Source organism: Gluconobacter sp. P5B12, from assembly GCF_018812035.1.
In the GTDB taxonomy this organism is placed as follows: Bacteria; Pseudomonadota; Alphaproteobacteria; order Acetobacterales; family Acetobacteraceae; genus Gluconobacter.
The window spans coordinates 104,956-125,632 of sequence record NZ_JACRVV010000007.1 but is presented as its reverse complement, the minus strand read 5'-3'; the positions used below and the strand labels follow the sequence as shown (position 1 = coordinate 125,632).

Genomic DNA, 20,677 nt, shown 5'->3' with positions numbered 1-20,677 from the left:
GCCGCTATCGCCGCTAATTACAGATCATCTCAGCTTCGCCGGTACCGGAGGGACCATGAGAGCACAGATCGTAGTCTTTGCTCTCGCGCTCTGAAGGCGAACGATAAACGTAAGGGTGGTTCCACGGGTCAAGCGGTACCTTTCCATCCTTGAGGTAAGGACCGTTCCAGCCTTCCTCTCCAGCCGGAGCGTGCACAAGAGCATCAAGCCCATCTTCACTGGAAGGGTACGTGCCCGTATCAAGCTTGTAGATGTCCAAAACCGTACCGATCCGAGTGATCGACTGCTTGGCAACGGAGACCCGCGCGCCTCCCAGCTGCCGCAAAGCAGCCGGGGCTACAAGCCCGATCAACAGTGCTAGAATGGCGAGAACAACTAGGATTTCAAGGAGCGTAAAACCCTCCTCGTCCCCCAGATTTTCATTGAACGCTTTGACCCGCCTTAAAATGAATTGTTTCATTACATGCTTATTCCTATTCTGCATCAGCCCAGAAACCTTACCGTATGCACGGCGAATGGCCCACTCCTCAAAAGAGAGCTAAAAAAACCGCAATATGAAGATTACTACCTGAAATGTCCGGATCCCTCGTCGCCTGCATGCTAGCAGCCTCTCTTCATTTCGGTATTCCGCCGCGCGTTCTCCCGACGATCTGGCAAATCGAAAGAGGTCGCAACGGCGTAGCGGTCTCTAATACTAATGGTAGCTTGGATATCGGCATCATGCAGATCAACTCGCTCTGGATCCCGGTTCTTGCCCATATGGCGCGCCTCTCTCCCGATGAGACCGTGCATCGCCTTCTACAGGACAGTTGTTTCAACGTTACTGCATCGGCACTGATCGTGCGGTCTTACCTTGACGAAACACATGGTAACCTTATGCAGGCAATCGGCGATTACCACTCTCACACGCCGTCACTCAATGGCGCCTATCAGGTGCGCATCCTGCAGGCCGCTCGACGTCTCTTTCAAAGATGAACGACCGAATTAGTCGCTTTTGACCGGAACGGTTTCCCACCGTACTACATGCCAAGGCTGCATAGACGCATCTCCGGCAAAGATGACTTCGGCATGACGACGTATCCGAACTCCGCCGCGCTCAACTTGCGCTTCGACGATCAAGAGCGCGCCCTCAACCGCAAGCCCGCTCCTTGGCGGAACAGGTATCGATGCGCGCGCTAGCGCGCGGCGTACAACGGGTGCTGCAGCACCTGGTAGCGGATCATCCATTTCTGCAAACGAGAGTACGTTCTCGATTGCCGCGGAAATGCGGGGGCCCACCATCGGAAAAGCTGCCAAATCATCTAGTGTTTGAATTGAACCGTGCATAGCGCCCTGCCCACTTCGACACATGAGTAAGCGCGCGCGTTGGCCTAACCCGCTCACAGTGGTAAAATCACCCCGTTCGGTCCCTATCATGATGGCCGCCGTCGCCCGTGCGGCAGCTGCTTTGCTAATGCCCCGTTCTTCCAGCAGAGCCTCCAAAAATACTGGGCCGACCTTATTCGGATTAACCAACCCTTGCTCGATCCGCATCCGCGTCCGGACCAGGATACCCACGTTGCTGGAGACGACCCACCCATATCCTGACTTCAGCGCTGGAGCACCTCTGGTGGCCAGATCATAGAGCCGTTCCGAAAGAGCTCCGTCCGCGGCAAGCTCGGCAGCCACTTCCGCCTGCTCGGCCAGAGTTGCCTGCGCGGCATGGCGCCCAACCAACAAAACATGCATTCCGATTAGCGCTAAAAAGCCAAGAGACCAAAGCACAACAAGTAAGGCAAAGCCCCGATCGTGCGACAACTTGCGAGCCCTGTTCCGCGTTTTACTCAAGCTCAGCCTCTCTGCCAATTCAGGGTCACCTCCCATACGCATTACCCAAAAGCGTACAGTTCAATATCCCGGCTTTATACCCTGCAAAATTGCCTGTGCCGGGACGAGTGTCTGCGTTTCCCGGTCTCGGGCCAGTCGAACAAGGCTCGGCGAAACAGATACGACGCGCCAGCCATCAATCTCGCCCCCAGCACCAATCGCAAGCGCGCCATTTACACCGGGCGTTCCGGAAAATATCGCAGTCCATCGATCGCCCTCGCCGACGACTCCCGTGACATGTAGCTGTTTTTTCGCAACAGATACTTCCGATCGCGCGTGCCTGTCGGGCTCAAAAAGAGGTCGTGCCAGTATGATGTCAACATCTCTGTCATCTGCCTGAGCACATCCAACAGCAGGCGCAAACGCAGTGAAAGCTACAACCAGACTGGCAAGGAAACGCCAGCAGATTAATCGGGAAATGGTTTGAACTGGATGCAACATTGTCTTTTTCTATAGTTCTTTCTTTACCTAATAAACGGAAATCGTTCCCACAGAGAAAATATTTAAAGCAGAATATGAAGCATAATCATGTCGTCTGCTGACGCCTTATAGGCGTCCATATCGGCAGATTAATGATGAATCGTTCTGGGTCTACCCTCCAATTTGCATATATATTTGTAAATTTGGAGCCCATTCCAGATCTTAGGCTTTTGCCCGAAGTTAGAGGCGGACACGGAGGGTTGAAGCAGGCCTTCAGTTGCGCGCGACGATCGTAACAGAAGCGTTTGAATATCGCCACTTTGATGGACCAGTCGATGGCAACAAGGAGATGCAGCTAACTTTCAGCGGTCTGGACTTCCGTTATCTCAATATGAAAAAATAGTCGGATTGCGTTTAAAGCGCTGACGCTTGAGTTTGTTTCTCTTAATTTCTGGCAGCCGTAAGATCTCGTAACACTCAAAAGCACCACTGCAAAATCGGGCGTGCCAGGCAAGGTGTAACCAGCCTACAGGGCATAAAGGCAATCATCCAGCGGCGGTAAAGTATGCAAATGGAAAGCGATTGCCATGGCTTTTTCAGTTTGTGCGACACGCGCTGCGCAGGCTTCGTTAGGATCTGATCTTCAATAGTCTCAAGCCTCTGTCACTTTGTGACGGCTTTCGGGGTGATCTCGAACTCCTTGCTCAGTGTCGCGAACCCAGCCTTTGGTCGCTGCGGTAGCGCTGGTCGCACGACGTGCGTGGTCATGGTGACATAATGTCGCGCCCGCGCAATGTTTCCTTCCAATCATATTGGAGCAACATACCATCCTACCAAAGAAATAAAAAACTAGACATTTTCTTAATTAAGCGGTATTTTGATAAAAGTATACCATTGAGAAAATGCAAATATTCAATGCCCAGGCCGTTCATCAACGACCCCCAGCCGCCATTTTTTCACAACGGACTTTGGCATCTTTATTATCTCTGGAATAACGATTTCCCATCGGGAAATGGTACAGATTGGCGTCATGCCGTATCCGAGGATCTTCAAGACTGGCGGGATGCCGGCCTTGCAATCAGAAAATATCAAACTCCTTACGGCGATCCATGGAGTGGATGCGTCGTAGTTGATCACGATAATACAGCGGGATTTGGACCTGATGCCGTGATCGCTTTGTGCACCATGCCGATGCAGGAAGGAGGGATCGGCCAGTCCACGACACGCTGGGTGTCGCATGATGGCGGATATTCTTTTGCGTTTGACCGCACTGTTATGCACCATCCGAAAACAGTTGCACCAGGGAGCGCATTTCGTGACCCTCGACTTGTCTGGATGACGCGCTCTCGCTGCTGGATCCTGGTTCTAGCAGAAGCGAGCAAGATCGGCTTCTATCGGTCTTCAGATCTCGCGAACTGGTCATATGTATCGGGATTTCTCTGCGACACTCTGGGTACACTTGAATGCCCAGCTCTCTTTCCGATCCGGGTTTCTGGACACAGCGATGCTGCAAAGGCGGTAAAGTGGGTTTTGATCTGCGGAGCCAACGGGTTTGCGACAGGGTTCACCACTGGTACCTATTACTGGATTGGCGCTTTTGACGGGACGAACTTCACACCCGACGATCCGACGGGACAATGGCTTGACAGCGGTTCCGATTTTTATGCGACCGTCGTCTTTGGTCAGACCCAAATTACCGACGAGCCGCAAGAGCGTTTGTTTGCGATCGCCTGGAAAAATAACTGGAACTACGCAATTCCTGTGACTAAAGCTGGATACTTTGGCTCTTATTCGGCAGTGCGGTCGATCGCTCTGAGCCAATTGGCGGGAGAACTCAAATTAACCAATGTTCCTTGGTGGAACGGCAGCCCATACAGCTATGAGAGTATGTTTGGTGTTCATAAACTCCGACATAAACTCACTCCTGAAGCATCACAGGATTTACCTAAAATAACGTGCGGGACTTACCTATTTTTTGCATCTCTCTCAAAAGGAGTGGAGGCGTGGCCGGAGAATATCCAGATTGATCTGCAAAGTGGTGCTGGTACCCCTGTGCAAATTATTCTTTTCCCCCGCGAGGGCTACGTTACGCTAGATCGCAGTCAGTCTGGCTTTACACCTAAAACCGACCCCGAATGGTTGAAGCCACGAAATGCCGCCCTGACCTTTGAGGACCACGTAAACATATTAGCCATCGTCAATACTAGTAGCATAGAACTTATATTCAACGACGGGACATTATCAATGACGTCTCTTGTTTTTCCAACCAAACGCCGCAATCAACCGCGAATTACTGTTCATGACGGCGTTTGCATACTCGACCATTATGGTACCGCTTCTTATAATAACGTTTTCAAATAGGTTATTTCATGCTCGGATTTTTGACCCGCAGACAGTTAAGCGCCATGTCACTTACAGCCTATCTTGTAAAAAGTGGAAGAGCGTTGGCCGGGTCAAGCGCTAGTGATGCGCCAGCGTATGCGATGGCCATAGTAACAAGAGGAAGCAAGTCCAAGTGCGTTCGTTTGGAGTTTAATCATAAGGATGCGGTTCTCCGCATGACAACGCACAACACCGCTCTCCCCTCGCGCTACTACAACCATAAAGTAGCAATTCACAGCACCAGAATGAGCGTCGACGACACGCTTTCAGACAGGCTGGTCAAGCGGCCACTGGAGGCTGAAGGTGCGCTGCGCCTCCTTCAGTACCGTCGCAACCAGGCTTTTTTGTTTGATGACCATGACGATAGCTTGATTGTAGTCGCGCTTTCAGCGCGCATCGCGCCGCAAGTTCGCGCCCGGTTCTGGCTGGAGGGGGCACGGCTGGAGGCGGCAGGTATGTCGTCAGAACGGCGCATTCTTTTTGGTTGGGATAACCGCAATCAAAATATACTAGCCTTTGACATGCTGGCAGGGCGAGTGGTCGGTACTACGGCCTGCGAGGCAGGTTATGTTACGTTCTAGTAACTGTCTTTTAGCGGCGGAGCTAGCAACTGTGTTTAAGCGGCGGAGCTAATGCGCCATGGCAGGCCTGTTTTGAGGACGGCGTTGGCGATTGTGATGAGACGCCGTGCGATAGCGACGATCACCAGTTTATGTGGCTTACCCCGCTGTTTCATGCGTTTGGCGACAGCTTTCAGAACAGGATTATGGCAGGCAGCTGCCAATCCTGCTTGGAACAGGACGTGACGGAGAGATCTTCTTCCCCCTGAAATGACACGTTTCCCCCGCATCGCGCCACTATCGTGGGCCATTGGTGCAAGTCCGGCCATGGCAGCAGCTTCTGTCGCCGTCATACGGCCGAGTTCCGGCATTTCTGCGAGAAGCATGGAGACTGATACCGGGCCGATACCAGGAATGGATCGGAGAAGTTCTGCTTTCGCGGAGAGTTCTTCTGCCTCTGCGATAACGCTTTCAATCCGTTGTTCGAGCTCGCTGATCTGGCTTTCGAGAAATGCTCTGAGACTGCTGTCCATGTCCTCCAGTTCAGCGCTCACACCCTGTTTGCGGCGCGCCGAAATCCGGGCAGAAAGCCGTTTACGTGCCTCCACCATCTGAGCTCTGCGCACCGTCAGTGCCCGCAGAAACTGGAGTTTTACATCCGGCAGTGTTCGTCCTGCTTCTGGACGAAAAGCCATAAAGCGCGCAATCAATTCCGCATCGATCTGATCGGTTTTCGCGCGTTTCCCCATGGAGAGTGCGAAAGCTTTGATCTGTGCAGGAGGCAACTGGACTGCATTGAGTCCCATACTGATGAGAAGACGCCAGAGTGCCCATTCCTGTCCACCGGTGGCTTCAAACCCAATTTTGAGACCGTCCGGCATACTCTGAAGAGTTTCCAGTAATCTGGCATGGCCATCAGGTGAATTCTGAAAACGAAATCTCTGCTTTTCTGGCAGGCAAAAGCCATCGAGCCAGTCTCGGGACACGTCTATTCCAATGACGGTTTGCGCAGACATATCACTCTCTCTTTCTTATGTTCGCGGTCCCGAAAGCGGGCCGCCGTCAACTGTTCGAGACGGTGAAGAGAGGCGAGATCAGCCTGCTAGAAAACGTGGTCAGGCTACCAGGTGTTAAGCGCTGTATCTCACCTCATGAACGCCCCTGGCCAGGGGCGTTCATGAGGTCATCATAACAGGCTGGAAACACATAAGGTGTTTAGTCCCGGGATTTGATGGGTTGGATTGATGATGAATCTTTCTGGCTCTGAAGTCCAGATTTTGCAGACGTATTCGTAAGGGGTAAGGCCACTGAGGGTCTTGAGTCTTCGCCCGAAGTTATAGGCTGCCATGAAGTCGTTGAGGTGTGTCCTCAACTGCTCATGACTATCGTAATGGAAGCGTTTGACGGTTGCTTCCTTGATCGTCCGGTTCATCCGTTCAACCTGACCGTTCGTCCAGGGATGATTGGGTTTCGTCAGACGATGTTCGATCTCGTGAGTTTCGCAGATCATGTCGAAGCGCATGGGGCGAGACCAGGCCGTATTGCGGTTACGGGGCTGATCAGCGAGCTGGATGCCGTTATCGGTCAGAATGGTGTGGATCCGGTAAGGGATGATGCTCAGGAGATGTTCGAGGAATTCCCAGGCTGTCTTCCGATCAGCTTTCCCGACGAGTTGTGTGACAGCGAATTTGCTTGTCCGATCGATGGCAACGAAGAGGTACAGCTTGCCTTCAGCGGTCTGGACCTCTGCGATATCGAGATGAAAGAACCCAATCGGGTAGCGTTTGAAGCGCTGGCGTTTGGGCTTGTCTCCCGCGATATCCGGCAGTCGTGAGATCTCGTGGCGCTGAAGGCAGCGATGCAGGGCCGAACGTGTCAGATGAGGAATGCTGGCCTGCAGGGCATAAAGGCAGTCATCCAGCGGCAGCAACGTATGCCGGCGAAACGCCACGATCATCGCTTCGTCCGTCTCGGACAGAACCGTGGATCGCGGCTCTTCAGGACCTGTCTTCTGATCCTCAATCGTTTGACGCTTTCGCCATTTTGCAACTGTTTTCGGGTTGATCCCGAACTCCTCGCTCAGCGTCGCGAGCGAAGCCTGCGATCGCTGTAGTGCTGCTCGCACGGCGTGCGTGGGCGTGGCGCTGCCATGACGTATCTGTCCCATAAGGCTTCCTTCCACTCGCGTGAAAATACCACACCATCAAACCCCGGGACTAAACAGTGAAGGCATTGGCCTTTTCCTCGCCTCCAACATTGTCATAAATCTGCATCGGCCAGACCTTCTCCTACCTTTGACGTGCCCCCCGGAAATGTAACCATTTAAAAGTAGAGTCCGATCGAGAAGGATACGGACGGATGAAGCGCAGTCGTTTTACGGAAGAGCAGATCATAGGGATTCTGAAGGAACAGGAATCCGGACTGAAGGTCTCTGATCTTTGCCGTAAGCACGGGATCAGTGACGCGACCTTCTACAAATGGAAGACCCGTTATGGTGGCCTTGAGGTATCCGAGGCCAAACGGCTGAAGGCGCTGGAAGATGAAAACAGCCGCCTGAAACGTCTTCTGGCGGATGCCATGCTGGATAATGCGGCGCTGAAGGAGATCGTTGGAAAAAAGTGGTAACGCCTGTCGCGAAACGGCAGGCGGTCCGACACATTCAGGAAGCTCTGGCCCTGAGTGAACGCCGAGCCTGTGCGCTTGTTGGTGTTGCCAGGCGTGTCGCGCGGTATGTTTCTACCGGAGCGGACGATGCTGCCCTGCGCCAGCGCCTACGGGAACTGGCGGACCAACGACGCCGCTTTGGCTATCGCCGCCTGGGTTATCTTCTGGCGCGGGAAGGATTCAGCCCCAATCACAAGAAGCTGTTCCGCCTTTATCAGGAGGAAGGGCTGAAAGTCCGCCATCGGGGTGGCCGCAAGAGGGCACTGGGGACGCGTTCTCCCATGACCATCCCTCAGGAACCCGGGCAGCGCTGGAGCCTGGATTTTGTCTCGGATGCCCTGACTTGTGGCCGCCGGTTCCGCATTCTGGCTGTTATCGACGATTTCAGTCGCAAGAACCTGGCATTGGTTGCCGACACGTCATTGTCAGGTGGACGTGTGGCGCGGGAACTGACGGCCCTGGTGGAACGATATGGCAAACCCCTCATGATTGTCAGCGACAACGGTACGGAGTTCACATCCCATGCCATCCTGAAATGGGCCGATGAGATGAAGGTTGAATGGCACTATATCGCCCCCGGGAAACCGCAACAGAACGGCTTTGTCGAAAGTTTCAACGGCCGGTTGAGGGATGAATGCCTCAACGAGACGCTGTTCACGTCTCTCAGCCATGCCCGACAGGTTCTGGCTGACTGGCGGGAAGACTACAATACGGTGCGCCCCCATTCCCAGCTGGGTGGCAGGACACCGGATCAGGTCGCCAGACAAGTGTTTCGGGGGCATGCCCCCGAGACACTTGTCATCCCATCAACCCAAAGCCATAAAAAACGGGAACTCTCCTTTTGAGTGGATACAAAAAAGGGGGCACGTCACCTTCAATGGCCCTGGTTGTCGGGCTTCACTTCCTTCCCATTGCTTTTGCTGCTGGCTTCCGTCCGTTCTATGTTCTGGGAGCGGCTTTGATTGTTGCCGCGACCGTCGGCTTCGTGATGGGACCACCTATGGGCGGCGAGGTTTCTGGCCTTATGGCCGCAGGAGCGGTGGGCTTGCGTCAGGCATAGCGATACGTCGCGATTGGCTGGCAAAGCGCAAGACGCCAGCTACAGCTTGAGCTTTTCCCGGCCAGCCGTTCGTCTGATAAGAGGACGACGGCCGCCTGCCTACTGCTGCATCTGTAAGTCGACAGGCAGATCAGGGGGGAAAGCAGAAGGTCCGGTAACAGATAGCCAGAGAGAAATAGAAGACGTCCTCTACGGTCGAACTCTCTTTGACAGGCACGCTTTCGTCTTCACCAATCAAGGGTTGATGCCTTATCGTGTGCTGTGTCGAATACGATGCAGTGGCAAGCCATCTGTCTGGCGCTCTAGAAGGCAGAAGATTGCGTCGCTCTTGATGGAAAAACCATCGACTTCAAAGTGAAGGATATTGCCTGATCATGAGAGATCCATTCGTTGATGTACGTCAGGCGCGTGCTCATTTGATCCGCACCCGGAAGTATGTTGCGGTGATTTCCATGGACAAGCGCGGGGGCAGCTTTTTCTCTGTCACCGGGTGGTCCACGTTCATTGATCGAAAAGACGCTACTCCACAGTGGATCGGGGAAAATCTGAAGAAGGCCCTTCAGACAAGTCGGGATCTTTTCATGGAGTGGGGAGGATTGCCCCTCCCGCAAGACAAGATTGATGCAGAGCATAAAAAATCCGGTCCGCTCTTTATGGAATTCTGGGGGCGTGTTCAGCATAAATACGGCTTCAAGGACTGGCGGGATGCCCGGAAGAAATCAGCTCTGGTTTTTGCCGATTGGGAATGCGAGCAGACAGATCAGGTTCGTCTGGCGGCATCGAAGGGGCGGGGAACAAGTCACTCCGCCTGGTATTCGAACGAAAATGCCGGAAAAGTTTTTAATGCCTCGATCAATGCCAGCGATCAGGAATTTGGCGAGATCGCTGTACAGGCTCTCAATGTCTGCCAGCCAAACTATCTGTAAACGTCCGCTTTTGGAAGTTCCCATTAGGGCGTTCTATGTCCGACAAGAAGGCGTAAGCGGACCTGCTGCTTTCGCCTTCTTCTCAGACATACATTTGCTCGAGTCGTTTTCCGCGTAGCGGACATGAATCATCCAACGCTCTTCCCGCAAAGACGGATAGCGGACTTGCACCCGCATTCTACCCAGTCGAGGTTCGAATCTCATCACGCGGGCCACGCCCAATGATGATGAGCACTACGTCTACGCTATAGCCCTCTAATGCCGCACTGTGATGATTACCGGCATCGCCCGTGTTGATCGGTCCCGGATCGTAGGGAACTGCTCTAAAGACGATCAAGGCCCGTCCATCAAAAACAGTTGCACAGAGACCAATATATCCAATATGCTGGATATATGGAATCAGAAGCTGCCATTGCCGCCTTTGGCGCGCTCGCTCAGGGTACGCGCCTCGACGTGTTCCGTCTGCTTGTCCGCCACGAACCAGCCGGCCTGGCTGCTGGCGAAATTGCTCGCCAACTCGACGTGCCGCAGAACACGATGTCTGCGCACCTCGGCATTCTCGCGCGCGCCGGCATTGTGCGCTCCGAACGGCATAGTCGGTCGATCATCTACCGGGCCGATCTGGATGGGCTGCGCGCGCTAACGCTGTTCCTCGTCAAAGACTGCTGCGCCGGCTCGTCTGAACTGTGCGCGCCGCTCCTGGCCGAACTCACCCCCTGCTGCTGAAAGGACGCCCCGTGGCCGTCGATATCGTGATCTATCACAACCCCGAGTGCGGCACGTCGCGCAACACGCTGGCGATGATCCGCAATGCCGGCCTCGAGCCGCATGTGGTCGAATATCTGAAGACGCCGCCCTCGCGCGCGCTGCTGGTCGAGCTGATCGATCGCGCCGGGATCAGGCCCCGCGATCTGCTGCGTGAGAAGGGCACGCCCTATGCGGAGCTGGGCTTGGGCGACACGTCGCTGTCGGACGACGCACTGGTGGACGCGATGATGGCGCATCCGGTCCTCATCAACCGGCCGCTGGTCATCTCACCGCTCGGCGTAAAGCTGTGCCGACCTTCCGAAGCGGTCCTTGATCTGCTGCCCGAGCCGCAACAGGGGGCGTTTACCAAGGAAGACGGCGAAAAGGTCGTGAACGTCTCGGGTCAGCGCATCCCCTGATGCTGCTCGCCCTTGCTACCTTCGTCGTCACGATCGCGCTCGTCATCTGGCAACCCAAGGGCCTCGGCATCGGCTGGAGCGCGCTGGCCGGAGCGGCGATCGCGTTGCTCGTCGGGGTCGTCTCGTTCTCCGACGTGCCGGTGGTGTGGGGTATCGTCTGGAACGCGACCGCAACGTTCGTCGCGATCATCATCGTCAGCCTGTTGCTCGATGAAGCCGGATTTTTCGAATGGGCGGCACTTCATGTCGCGCGCTGGGGCGGGGGGCATGGTCGCCGGCTATTCGTGCTGATCGTGCTGCTCGGTGCGGCGGTGTCCTCGCTGTTCGCCAATGATGGCGCGGCCCTGATCCTGACGCCGATCGTCATCGCGATGCTGCGCGCGCTGGGTTACAAGGACAAGACGACGCTGGCGTTCGTGATGGCGGCAGGGTTCATCGCCGATACGGCCAGTCTCCCGCTGATCGTCTCCAACCTCGTCAACATCGTGTCGGCCGACGTCTTCCGGATCGGCTTTGCCGATTATGCCTCGGTGATGGTGCCGGTCGATCTCGCGTCGATCGCGGCGACGCTAGTCTCGCTTCTGCTGTTTTTCCGGCGCGACATACCGGCGAGCTACGATGTGGCGCAGCTCCGCGCGCCCGGTGATGCGATCCGCGACCATGCCACGTTCAAGGCGGGCTGGGTCGTTCTTGCCCTGCTGCTCGCCGGCTTCTTCCTGCTCGAACCCATCGGCGTGCCGGTTAGTGCCGTAGCCGCTGCCGGCGCAGTCCTCCTGCTCATCATCGCCGCGCGCGGCCACGTCATCCAGACGCGCAAAGTGCTGGCCAGCGCGCCGTGGCAGATCGTGATCTTCTCGCTCGGCATGTACCTGGTCGTCTACGGCCTGCGGAATGCTGGCTTGACCGATCATCTTGCCGGCCTGCTCGATCGCACCACGCAAGGCGGCGTGTGGGGCGCGGCGTTCGGCACCGGCATCATCGCCGCGCTGCTGTCGTCGGTGATGAACAACATGCCGACCGTGCTGGTGGGGGCGCTGTCGATCGACGCGACGCACGCCACGGGCACGATCAAGGAAGCGATGATCTACGCCAACGTGATCGGTTGCGACCTCGGGCCGAAGATCACGCCGATCGGCTCGCTCGCGACGCTGCTGTGGCTGCATGTCCTCGGGCAGAAGGGCATCCGCATTGGCTGGGGCTATTACTTCAAGGTCGGCGCGACGCTGACGATTCCGGTGCTGCTGATGACGCTCGCCGCACTCGCCATAAGACTCAGTCTGTAATGCCGCTCCGCACGCTCTCCGATCCCGATCATCTGCCCGTGCTCGATCGGCGTTATGCGCTCGAACGTCCCGCCCTCGGGCTGGGCTCTGGTGATCCGCCGCCGCGTATCTTGCTGCTCTACGGCTCCTTACGGGAACGATCCTATTCGCGTCTCTGTATCGAGGAAGCGGCCCGCCTGCTGCAATTCTTCGGCTGCGAGACGCGCATTTTTGACCCCGCCACGCTGCCGCTGCCCGATCAAGTGACAAGAGACGATCACCCGGCCGTCCGTGAGCTGCGCGATCTTTCGATGTGGTCTGAGGGGCATGTGTGGTGCAGCCCCGAGCGGCACGGCCAGATTACCGGCATCATGAAGCTGCAAGTCGATCACCTTCCGCTGTCGATGGGCGGGATGCGCCCAACGCAGGGCCGCACGCTCGCCGTTATGCAGGTGTCGGCTGGATCGCAGTCGTTCAACAGCGTCAACACGCTGCGCGTCCTCGGCCGCTGGATGCGGATGGTGACGATTCCCAACCAGTCGTCGGTCCCAAAGGCGTTCAATGAGTTTGACGACGCCGGCCGGATGAAGCCGTCCAGCTATTACGACCGGATCGTGGACGTGATGGAGGAGCTGGTGCGCTTCACCGTGCTGCTTCGTCCGCATGCCGCGCAACTCGTTGATCGATATTCGGAGCGAAAGGAAGCAGGCACACCGATTGATGCTGCTACCGACCTGTCGAGTATAGCACTCACCTGAACGAACCGACGGGAACAACCACTGAAAAATCAGCGTAGCAAATGATACGGTGATTGGCGGTGTTTTGGTCGCTGTAGCGTAGTATAGCGTACAATCGGCGGGGCTGGCGGACCAAGTGGGATTCGAACACGTACACTGAATCAATTAACTGGCGCTTGGCTGATTCATGAGCAAATGTCGGCTTTCAGAATGTCTCACGGTTTATTTGAACGATCGGAATGGGGTGAAAGCCTTCGCGAGGGTCGTCCGTGTGCATGTCCGGTTTTACCGATCGCCCTACACAAAGCCGACATTCCGCTTTCCCTCATCCCTTTCCGATAACGGACATTCCGCTCTCCCTCCCTGATCCGCCTGTCTGCTCAGTGATGCAGGAGCAGACAGGCCGCAGTCGCCTTCATGTCAGACGTAGGATGCTCCCAATTAGATACCGATAGCGGACATGCATGACTGCAGGCCTATGAGGCAATGTTCGTAAAGAACTAACCAAACTGGGACGCATCAGAAAGAGGAAATCAATGGCACGAACATCCTTCGGCAACTTCCAAGACAGATTATAAATGCTGCGGAGCAAGTGGCCAAAGATACTGTTCACAGGATAGTGAGGGAGCTCCTCATTCTGCGACAGACAGCCTTTTATAAGCGTAGCTAGTCGCCGCATTCTCTACCAAATTTCGGAAAATATCTATACACGCTATTACCTTAGTACAAACCTCGTTAACATTTTCCTCTGCGATGAAAATATTTTCCCCATGAGCAATAGAGTTTCTCTTCGCCAATAAGATTTTATCAATAAACCCTATATGATCGTAGAATTTAAAATAATCTAACCCCAGATTCATGCAGATATCTTTGAGCGCGTCACTATTTAGATTATCTTGCGTAGAAACTACGCCCTTTGTCTTAATGTGAACTCTTTTTCCGGAGTGGCTTTGCAACATTTCGAGCAAATCAAGAACTCTGTGACGTTTCTCCTTTCGAAGTTCCCCTGCGAGTTCGACGCTAAAATATATTGATTGGAAAGGTGGTGTTAGATCACCTAGACACAGTTTTTGAGTGGCAACAAAATCAAGATAATTTTGTCCTGTATTCTTTACGAAGCCCTCCCAATGAGCATACGCTAGTGGAATAAGTGCACGCCGTTGAACTTCTTTTTCTCGCCGACCAATTTTGGGGTCGACACAATTCCTCTTCAAGAAAGTAATTTCTCGTATTCGCCAAACTCTCTCCTCTGCATTACGCTGGAGGAGTTCGTCTAAACTTCGAATTTTCATACGGAAAAGTGTAATCTTGAGAATGGAATTATTCGACGAAGGCGTCTGGAGGCGGTGACGCCAGACTTCGCCCACTCAGTGAATTCATTTCTGAACCACAACTCTTGTATCTTGGTTACGACAGTTTCGTTATTCAGGCCAGCATCCAAAAGTGCTGCAGCCCCAGCCGTCACGGCTTCATACTGCGAAATGACAAAACCGCCTTCATGCCTTTGTTTCCCAGTAGAATACCGCTTGAAGGCCCCATCTCCCGCGCAATCGGCAAGTAATTTGAAGACACTGCGAAAGCGGTTTTCCCAGTATATTCGATCAAATTCCCCGTCTTTTGCCAATTCGATCATTTTCGTACTGAGATAAACACCTACGTCTCCGACAGTCTTCAGCTCGTCTTCGCTTGCGTCGACAAAAAGCAGGAATCGCAGCACTAATTCTATATCGTAAGCTTCTTGAAGGTTCTTATCACTTAACGCGGTGGTGGAAATAAAATTTTCATCGTTTGATAGATCACGTATCCAATTATAGAAGTCGAGATTGACCATGACCAAGATGCAGTTGCGTACTTCCTGATCGCTCAGCCTCGTACCTCCAGTATTTAATCTTTCAAAAAGATCGTATTTTGTATTTTCATCACTCTCTCGGAGAATAATGCTAACGTTAATCCTACTTCTTCTAATAATTCTTTTGAGTTCGCTGGGTATAGAATTATTACTGTCCCACGTTGCCCCTTCAAGGGAAGGAATATATTTGGTCTTAGAGAGAATCAGCGCATCGTGCCTCACCCCACGATGATCGACGAATACGCCCATAAGTTGAAAAATAGTGGAAAGCCTTTGGAGACCATCGATTACATCCCATATACCATCATCTCGTTGAGAAACGAAGATCGAAGGCAAAGGAATTCCGAGTAATATGGATTCAATTAAATTGCTTTTTTGCTCATCAGTCCACCGAAAAAATCTTTGAAATTCGGGGTGAATATCGAGATCGCCCCCTTCGTACATTGAAACCCACTCCCCAATCGACATTGCATAGTCGTCAGTTCTGATTTCTTTACGGCCTCTTTCGACTTCTTCAAGAATTGTCATTGATGCATCCTACGTTTAATATTATCGACTATATATAATTACATAGCTACCTCAACATCACATTAAGCGCCTTATATTTGAATGGCTGCTTCGCAATGACGTTCCATACGGTATGTTTGTGTGGCGGATGACCTATTACCTTTGCCGTTCGTATAGGCTCTGGATACCGTACTGCGCAGATTACAAAAGTCATCTTTCTGGCATTCTCCGCGAACAGCTGACATTTTGCTTTCCCCCCAAAGCTGCCTGCATGAGACCAGACAGGCAGCCAGATATTGTGATCAGAAAACGGCTATTTAGCGCAATAGTGCGACGCATCTGACACAGTAGACACTTCGTAAGTTGCCTCGGATGAGGCGGAACATAGTACTAGCTGACGGGTACGCTCACTCCGCATTACCAGACAGGGCCGCCTGATTGGCCGCAACAGCCTTCTGCGAGCTGATCGAGTTCAGATCGTCTGCCGTCGCGCCCGCCTGAACCTTGGCCTTACCTGTCTGAACCTGCTGCAACCCGGTCGTCGCTTCCTGCGCCATGTTATCCAGGCTGATCGCACCGGCTGCTTCCGCCGCCTTCGGCGCAACGGCCTTTTCGTAGATGATTGGTGCACCATCGGCCGTCGTTGTCGGCGCACCCGGAGCGGGCGCAGTAGCTTCCACAGGCGCAGGCGCAACAGCAACCGGTGTGACACTTACAGGCTGACCAGGCTGTGCTGTCACCTCTGCCTGCAGAGACGCGGTGGCCGGTACTGCGATAACCGGCGTGCTGTAAGCCGTGCGATTAATGATCAGATGATCGGGTCCGGTGGAATCCGTCGGATCCTTGTCATAGATGTCGACAAGCTTGTCATTACTGCCAAAACAGAACAGTACCGTATGGAGCTGCGGACGGGTTCCAGCCTTCACCGGTGCCCAGATCACCTGCGCCAGACCAAGTGTTGCAACGCTGGTGACAACTTCACCCGCCTTCATGGCCGCGCGGCCACCAGCTGTCAGGCCGGTGGTGTAGATCTTGTAGATATCGCAGGAGCGACCGTTCTTCTGGATCGTGCCTTCCGCCTTACCGACCGTGCTGACGACGCCGAAACGGTCCGTGTTCTGGTTGAACTGACTGAGCAGTACGGGCTCAGGCGCGGGCATCCCGCTGCTGCAAGCCGCCAGAAGCAGAAGGGCAGAGCTGGAGAAAAGTGTTTTTGAAATGGCTTTCAGTGTCATGACGGACCTGTCGATCACGGTCCCCGCCTGACCGACAGGGACACAGTATGTTGCGTTACAAATCATATTAAACGCTATCGTTTATCCGTCAATAGACGATATCTTTTATTTATGTTTGACAGGCGCAGCATGAGCCGTGTAGCGGAGGCGTATGGGAAGACCGCCACTCAACTTCAAAATGACCTCCGTTCGCCTGAGTCCTGAGGAGCGCGATCGTATTATCGCGCTTGTGGGCGACAGGGGTATGGCGCAGTTTATCCGGGAGGCCGTTGAGAAAGAGTTAAAGCGCCGCGAGCAGTCTCTCCGTCGTCAGGGCGATCCGCCTTCAGATCCCTGACGGCTTCCGCCAGCCCTGCCCCCAGAAGCAGAAAAGCAATCCCGCCAAGCGGCATATTCAGGAAAGCGCTCTGCGACGACAGAGGCCACTCATGCAGAACAGCGGCCCCGAAGAGACCGACACGCCAGGCAATCTCCGCTGCGGAAGAACCGACCTGCCTCCTGGTGGTGCGCCCCAGAACACGCCACCAGCTTCCGATCATCGTAATAAACAGAGCAGCTCCCGGAAATCCGCTGTTTGTCCCGGCTTCGAGCACATGATTATGGGTGTGCTGAACACACACAGACACACCTCCTCCGTCCGGTTGCAGATGGCTCGGACCGGGCCTGAGAAACTCTTCAGATCGACAATAATGCCGGAATGCATCGTCCCCTAACCCCATAGCCGGGTGTGCTTCGATCATCACGGCCGCCCGATTGTAGATCTGCCCATACGGGGAACTGGCGAAGTGGAGAAGCTGCGTCTGGGTCTTTGTCACCAGATGCCCGAAAGCCTCCGGGGACACGAACGCCAGCAGTCCAATGAGAGCCGGACTGGCGACCAGAAGTGCGAGCGCAGGACGCCGCAGTGACGGGAGCACCAGGGCACAGACACCGGTGCCGAGAAGAAATGTCGCCAGAGACATCCGCTGGCCAGCCAGCACGAGCAAACCGAGAACCGGTAGCAGGGTCGCACCCGTCACGAGTGCTTTCTGCCAGGACCTTCTCACCCGTTCCCCCAACAACGCCCCGACAAACAGAGCTGCCGGAAGACCCAGCAGTGCAAAAGGCGCAGATACACGCGGCTTGTCGTAGGGGCCAGTGAGTGTCCCATCCCCGAAACGCGGATTGCCAAACAGGTTATGACCCGTCACCGCCTGAAGCAGCATTTGCCCACCCAGATACAGCACGCAGGCGACAACCAGACGGCGACACCATGTCCGGGTCCAAGAATTCTGCAACGTCCAGAACGCCAGAGCGAACGCCGCGAGCGGAAACCGGATAGCCAGCAGCGCCTGGGTGAGGCTGGCCGTCGCCTCGGCCGGAACCGGCATCTGCCGTGGCAGGGAGCAAAGAACCAGCCATCCCCACCAGACAAGGGCCGGCCAGACGAAGCCCTGCCGACACCAGGACCAATCGCGGGTCAGGGCGCTCCGAAGCAGAAATCCGACCGCCAGGCCATCCAGACAGCCCTCGGCAATACCGCGCCAATGCACCAGAAACAGCGGCAGAAGCAGGGTCGCGAATGCGCCGAGACGATCCAGCAGTCGCAGAAGAACGGGCTTTTCAAACATCATTCTGTCAGATCCAGCTCGCTCGCGTTTTCGGTCCCTGCACGCTTACAGCGGCCATTGAGACCCCGGCCTCGGCCAGCATCCCCACTTCCCGGGTGCGATGATCCCGCAGTGCATACAGGCTGCGATCAAGGAACAGCGTGTTTCGTGCCCCGCGTTCGATGAGGGAGCGGAAATAAGCGTCCCGGAACCGGATGACAGCACCCCGCTCCAGCCGTGACGCCATGACGATCACGGCGACGGCTGCCTGCAACCGGCCGAGCACGACACAGGCCTGGGACCAGGCATGACAGGTTACACCCACCTGCCCCGACAGATACTCGGCGGCCTCGATCAACTGCTCGGCAGTCGGTCGACCGGAGGAACAGAGATCCCGCAGACTGCTGCAGATCTCGAGATAGAACGTCGCTGTCCCCTTGAATCCGCGCAGCGCTGTCCGGTCATACACGCTCGAACGGTCGGACCTGGAGCTTTGCCCTTCACGCCGCATTTTTTCAATGCGAATGCCGCCATCGGCGGCTACGTGATCTACTTCTTTAGAAGATTGAATGTTTTTAGTATCTGTATAGTGGGCCCCGTTTTGAGGACCCATGGGCCTCATTTCTGCTGGATACGACGTTGAAAAAACAGCGTTTTCCACAGGCGCATCATCCGGGCCGGTTTCAGGCTCGGCGCACTGCTCGGCCAGAGCCGTAGAAAGGGCCAGCATCTCCCGGTACAGCCCCTCCAGAGTGCCGGGCTGGGCCGTCCTCAGACGGCTGCGCATAATCCCCACCGCCTGCTCCATGATATTCTGAAGCCCGAGGTCTTCGGCCTGGGCGCGGACCGTGTCGTTCAGGCTGGCAATGCTGTCGCGCAGAAAGGACACGCGCTGGCGCAGTCGCCGCTGTTCGGCACTCAGGGCCAGCAGATCAGGCCAGCGGTAGCGAAGCGAGGCCAGATTGAAGCCAACCTGTGTCTGTCCCTCCTCCACCTGCCACCGTCGGCCGCGCTGTCCGTTGCGTCCGTCCTGCGGCACCAGCAGCCGCGCTTCCGCCAGCTCCCGGATATGACGCTGCAGCGTACTGCGCGACAGTCCTGTCCAGGACATGAGCGTGGTGTTGTGCGCGTAGATGAAGGGCGTCTCAAGCGTCGTCCAGGCGTCCGGAGAGGTCTTCTCCACCATGATGATCAGCGTCGAGGCTGCCCCCCGGCTGACGGGCAGCACACCCCGCAGGGATTTCAGCATGTTCAGCATATCCCGTTTGCCCGGCTCGGCCGGGACGGGGGTGGTCAGTTCGTCGCGTGCGGCCAGCATGGCCTCACTGATCCGGCGTCGTCCGCGCCGCGTGCACGGGGCCTGCGCCCTCTGCGTCTGTGCAGAATGCTCCATTGATCGGTCCTGTCTGAGGGTGAAGGGGCCACCTCACGGCCGGACACCAGACAAAACGCTCCCGTTCGCAATTTAGTGCTTGCGTTTCGAAAAGAGCTGACGCTAGATGAAGTTACCTTGTGTTCACCTAGCAACTGTTTTGCCGGAGCCCTGGCTCTTCCGATCGCCAAATCGGAGGAGGCGGGGTTTTTGGTATGCGGGCGCTACGTCATCGGGGGTCCTCTGGGTCGACTCGCTGGCGTCGCCCACAGGGACGTCTCCAGACATCCGGGCATCGTGCCTCCGTTCGGGCGCTGTAACAACCTCGAAAGCGCTGTGACAGTGAAAAAACTGAGTAAAAACGGGCGTTTAGTGTGTCCATTTTGGCGCGCTTTTTTCAACTTGTGACGGCCTCCGAAGCGCCACTGCCCATCCGGCTGGCCACCGTCTGTTGGTACTGACCCACCGTCCAGCCGCTCATATTATTGGCCGCGAGCGTCTTGGCGGAGACATACTGGCTGAGCGGCGTACTCGCATTTGATTCAGTTGCAATGGCCGCGCCGGCTTTGGTGCCGAACATGTAGGCGCCATACACCTGCGTTCCGGTGGCCGGTGCGCCTGTCGAGCGACTCACGGCGGGCGCGTAATCGCTGATGATAGCGCTCGCCACCTTGGCCTGGGCGACAGGATCGGAGCGGTCCGCGGCACTCAGACCGAGTTCTGAGGCGTACTGGTTCCAGGTGCCATCCGTCACCTGCCAGACCCCCTGTGCACTCGAGGACGTGTTCCCGACATTCTGGAAATGGCTTTCGATCTGCCCGAACGCCGCCAGCGTGTCCGGATTGATCCCGGCCGCCTGCGCCGCCGCCACCGCGTCCGCACCATAGGTCTGTGCCATCAGCGTCGCGTAAGCATCCGCCGTACCCCAAGCGCCCTGATACGAGGATGTGGCGGTCGTCTCGCCAGTCGTCGTCGCGGTCGATGGCCGCGTAAAGACGGGCGATCCGGGTTCCGGGTTGGTCGGCACGATCTGCTCAGGCACCGCCCCGAAGGCAGCGGTGACAGGACTACTCACGCCGAGA

General features: G+C 55.5%; 21 protein-coding genes. 10 read left to right on the top strand and 11 right to left on the bottom strand.

Going from position 1 to position 20,677, the window contains the following annotated elements:
* Positions 1–13: 13 nt before the first annotated feature.
* Positions 14–460 (bottom strand): type II secretion system major pseudopilin GspG, encoded by a 447-nt coding sequence (gene gspG, locus KP702_RS12660; RefSeq protein ID WP_215769101.1) that lies wholly within the window; start codon positions 458–460, stop codon positions 14–16.
* A 113-nt stretch (positions 461–573) separates the two neighbouring features.
* On the opposite strand from gspG, the gene KP702_RS12655 reads away from it, so the two are divergent.
* Positions 574–975, top strand: a complete 402-nt coding sequence (locus KP702_RS12655; RefSeq protein ID WP_215769100.1) for a lytic transglycosylase domain-containing protein — start codon at positions 574–576, stop codon at positions 973–975.
* A gap of 9 nt (positions 976–984) precedes the next feature.
* Here the strand turns inward: KP702_RS12655 and KP702_RS12650 are convergent, their stop codons facing one another.
* Together KP702_RS12650 and KP702_RS12645 are read right to left on the bottom strand one after the other, a co-directional pair.
* Positions 985–1,827, bottom strand: coding sequence for a hypothetical protein (locus KP702_RS12650; protein WP_215769099.1), 843 nt, complete (start codon positions 1,825–1,827; stop codon positions 985–987).
* A gap of 60 nt (positions 1,828–1,887) precedes the next feature.
* Entirely contained in the window at positions 1,888–2,307 is a 420-nt protein-coding gene (locus tag KP702_RS12645) for a hypothetical protein (RefSeq protein WP_211514806.1), read from the bottom strand.
* Positions 2,308–3,063: 756 nt separating this feature from the next.
* On the opposite strand from KP702_RS12645, the gene KP702_RS12640 reads away from it, so the two are divergent.
* Both KP702_RS12640 and KP702_RS12635 read left to right on the top strand, forming a co-directional pair.
* Positions 3,064–4,647, top strand: coding sequence for a glycoside hydrolase family 32 protein (locus KP702_RS12640; RefSeq protein ID WP_215769098.1), 1,584 nt, complete (start codon positions 3,064–3,066; stop codon positions 4,645–4,647).
* A gap of 197 nt (positions 4,648–4,844) precedes the next feature.
* A complete protein-coding gene (locus KP702_RS12635) occupies positions 4,845–5,249 on the top strand; it encodes a hypothetical protein (protein ID WP_215769097.1) in 405 nt (134 codons plus the stop codon).
* Between the two features lie 35 nt (positions 5,250–5,284).
* On the opposite strand, the gene KP702_RS12630 is transcribed toward KP702_RS12635, so the two are convergent.
* A complete protein-coding gene (locus KP702_RS12630; RefSeq protein WP_215769096.1) occupies positions 5,285–6,244 on the bottom strand; it encodes an IS110 family transposase in 960 nt (319 codons plus the stop codon).
* Positions 6,245–6,414: 170 nt separating this feature from the next.
* Entirely contained in the window at positions 6,415–7,395 is a 981-nt protein-coding gene (locus tag KP702_RS12625; RefSeq protein WP_215769095.1) for an IS481 family transposase, read from the bottom strand.
* A gap of 191 nt (positions 7,396–7,586) precedes the next feature.
* Here KP702_RS12625 and KP702_RS12620 point away from each other — a divergent pair.
* From KP702_RS12620 to arsH, 7 genes are all read left to right on the top strand, one after another.
* Positions 7,587–8,737, top strand: a protein-coding gene (locus tag KP702_RS12620; RefSeq protein ID WP_215769094.1) for an IS3 family transposase whose coding sequence is annotated in 2 segments (ribosomal slippage) — positions 7,587–7,845 and positions 7,845–8,737 — 1,152 coding nt in all. Because the reading frame shifts where the segments join, the coding sequence is not laid out codon by codon here.
* Entirely contained in the window at positions 8,734–8,952 is a 219-nt protein-coding gene (locus KP702_RS12615) for a hypothetical protein (RefSeq protein ID WP_215769093.1), read from the top strand. Before KP702_RS12620 ends, KP702_RS12615 begins: the two co-directional genes overlap by 4 nt.
* Before the next feature lie 374 nt (positions 8,953–9,326).
* Positions 9,327–9,878 carry a hypothetical protein gene (locus tag KP702_RS12610; RefSeq protein WP_215769092.1) on the top strand — a complete coding sequence of 184 codons (552 nt, stop codon included), beginning with the start codon at positions 9,327–9,329 and terminating at the stop codon, positions 9,876–9,878.
* Between the two features lie 393 nt (positions 9,879–10,271).
* Positions 10,272–10,604 carry a helix-turn-helix transcriptional regulator gene (locus KP702_RS12605; RefSeq protein ID WP_194268079.1) on the top strand — a complete coding sequence of 111 codons (333 nt, stop codon included), beginning with the start codon at positions 10,272–10,274 and terminating at the stop codon, positions 10,602–10,604.
* Positions 10,605–10,615: 11 nt separating this feature from the next.
* A complete protein-coding gene (arsC, locus tag KP702_RS12600; protein WP_099287199.1) occupies positions 10,616–11,044 on the top strand; it encodes an arsenate reductase (glutaredoxin) in 429 nt (142 codons plus the stop codon).
* Positions 11,044–12,327, top strand: a complete 1,284-nt coding sequence (locus tag KP702_RS12595; protein ID WP_099287200.1) for an arsenic transporter — start codon at positions 11,044–11,046, stop codon at positions 12,325–12,327. The genes arsC and KP702_RS12595 overlap by 1 nt, the downstream gene beginning before the upstream one ends.
* Entirely contained in the window at positions 12,327–13,064 is a 738-nt protein-coding gene (gene arsH, locus KP702_RS12590) for an arsenical resistance protein ArsH (RefSeq protein WP_215769091.1), read from the top strand. The genes KP702_RS12595 and arsH overlap by 1 nt, the downstream gene beginning before the upstream one ends.
* Positions 13,065–13,675: 611 nt before the next feature.
* On the opposite strand, the gene KP702_RS12585 is transcribed toward arsH, so the two are convergent.
* The 6 genes from KP702_RS12585 to KP702_RS12560 all read right to left on the bottom strand — a co-directional run bounded on the left by KP702_RS12585 (position 13,676) and on the right by KP702_RS12560 (position 20,670).
* Positions 13,676–14,335, bottom strand: coding sequence for an MAE_28990/MAE_18760 family HEPN-like nuclease (locus KP702_RS12585; RefSeq protein ID WP_215769090.1), 660 nt, complete (start codon positions 14,333–14,335; stop codon positions 13,676–13,678).
* Positions 14,332–15,420 carry a DUF262 domain-containing protein gene (locus tag KP702_RS12580; protein WP_215769089.1) on the bottom strand — a complete coding sequence of 363 codons (1,089 nt, stop codon included), beginning with the start codon at positions 15,418–15,420 and terminating at the stop codon, positions 14,332–14,334. The genes KP702_RS12585 and KP702_RS12580 overlap by 4 nt, the downstream gene beginning before the upstream one ends.
* 386 nt (positions 15,421–15,806) lie before the next feature.
* The gene (locus tag KP702_RS12575) at positions 15,807–16,652 is read right to left on the bottom strand and encodes a hypothetical protein (RefSeq protein WP_373687850.1); all 846 of its coding nucleotides are present in this window, start codon (positions 16,650–16,652) and stop codon (positions 15,807–15,809) included.
* Between the two features lie 236 nt (positions 16,653–16,888).
* Complete coding sequence (locus KP702_RS12570) at positions 16,889–18,247, bottom strand: O-antigen ligase (RefSeq protein WP_252348717.1); 1,359 nt, start codon at positions 18,245–18,247, stop codon at positions 16,889–16,891.
* 4 nt (positions 18,248–18,251) lie between these two features.
* Positions 18,252–19,616 (bottom strand): replication initiation protein RepC, encoded by a 1,365-nt coding sequence (gene repC / locus KP702_RS12565; protein ID WP_215769088.1) that lies wholly within the window; start codon positions 19,614–19,616, stop codon positions 18,252–18,254.
* Positions 19,617–19,992: 376 nt separating this feature from the next.
* Complete coding sequence (locus tag KP702_RS12560; protein WP_373687849.1) at positions 19,993–20,670, bottom strand: transglycosylase SLT domain-containing protein; 678 nt, start codon at positions 20,668–20,670, stop codon at positions 19,993–19,995.
* Positions 20,671–20,677: the final 7 nt, after the last annotated feature.

Bases quoted from the DNA above. Each gene is read 5' to 3' on its own strand.
- gspG (WP_215769101.1), bottom strand. From the start codon at position 460: ATGAAACAATTCATTTTAAGGCGGGTCAAAGCGTTCAATGAAAATCTG.
- KP702_RS12610 (WP_215769092.1), top strand. From the start codon at position 9,327: ATGAGAGATCCATTCGTTGATGTACGTCAGGCGCGTGCTCATTTGATC.
- KP702_RS12630 (WP_215769096.1), bottom strand. From the start codon at position 6,244: ATGTCTGCGCAAACCGTCATTGGAATAGACGTGTCCCGAGACTGGCTC.
- KP702_RS12640 (WP_215769098.1), top strand. From the start codon at position 3,064: ATGTCGCGCCCGCGCAATGTTTCCTTCCAATCATATTGGAGCAACATA.
- repC (WP_215769088.1), bottom strand. From the start codon at position 19,616: ATGGAGCATTCTGCACAGACGCAGAGGGCGCAGGCCCCGTGCACGCGG.
- KP702_RS12625 (WP_215769095.1), bottom strand. From the start codon at position 7,395: ATGGGACAGATACGTCATGGCAGCGCCACGCCCACGCACGCCGTGCGA.
- KP702_RS12570 (WP_252348717.1), bottom strand. From the start codon at position 18,247: ATGATGTTTGAAAAGCCCGTTCTTCTGCGACTGCTGGATCGTCTCGGC.
- KP702_RS12595 (WP_099287200.1), top strand. From the start codon at position 11,044: ATGCTGCTCGCCCTTGCTACCTTCGTCGTCACGATCGCGCTCGTCATC.
- KP702_RS12655 (WP_215769100.1), top strand. From the start codon at position 574: ATGTCCGGATCCCTCGTCGCCTGCATGCTAGCAGCCTCTCTTCATTTC.
- arsH (WP_215769091.1), top strand. From the start codon at position 12,327: ATGCCGCTCCGCACGCTCTCCGATCCCGATCATCTGCCCGTGCTCGAT.
- KP702_RS12585 (WP_215769090.1), bottom strand. From the start codon at position 14,335: ATGAAAATTCGAAGTTTAGACGAACTCCTCCAGCGTAATGCAGAGGAG.
- KP702_RS12635 (WP_215769097.1), top strand. From the start codon at position 4,845: ATGACAACGCACAACACCGCTCTCCCCTCGCGCTACTACAACCATAAA.
- KP702_RS12605 (WP_194268079.1), top strand. From the start codon at position 10,272: ATGGAATCAGAAGCTGCCATTGCCGCCTTTGGCGCGCTCGCTCAGGGT.
- KP702_RS12645 (WP_211514806.1), bottom strand. From the start codon at position 2,307: ATGTTGCATCCAGTTCAAACCATTTCCCGATTAATCTGCTGGCGTTTC.
- KP702_RS12580 (WP_215769089.1), bottom strand. From the start codon at position 15,420: ATGACAATTCTTGAAGAAGTCGAAAGAGGCCGTAAAGAAATCAGAACT.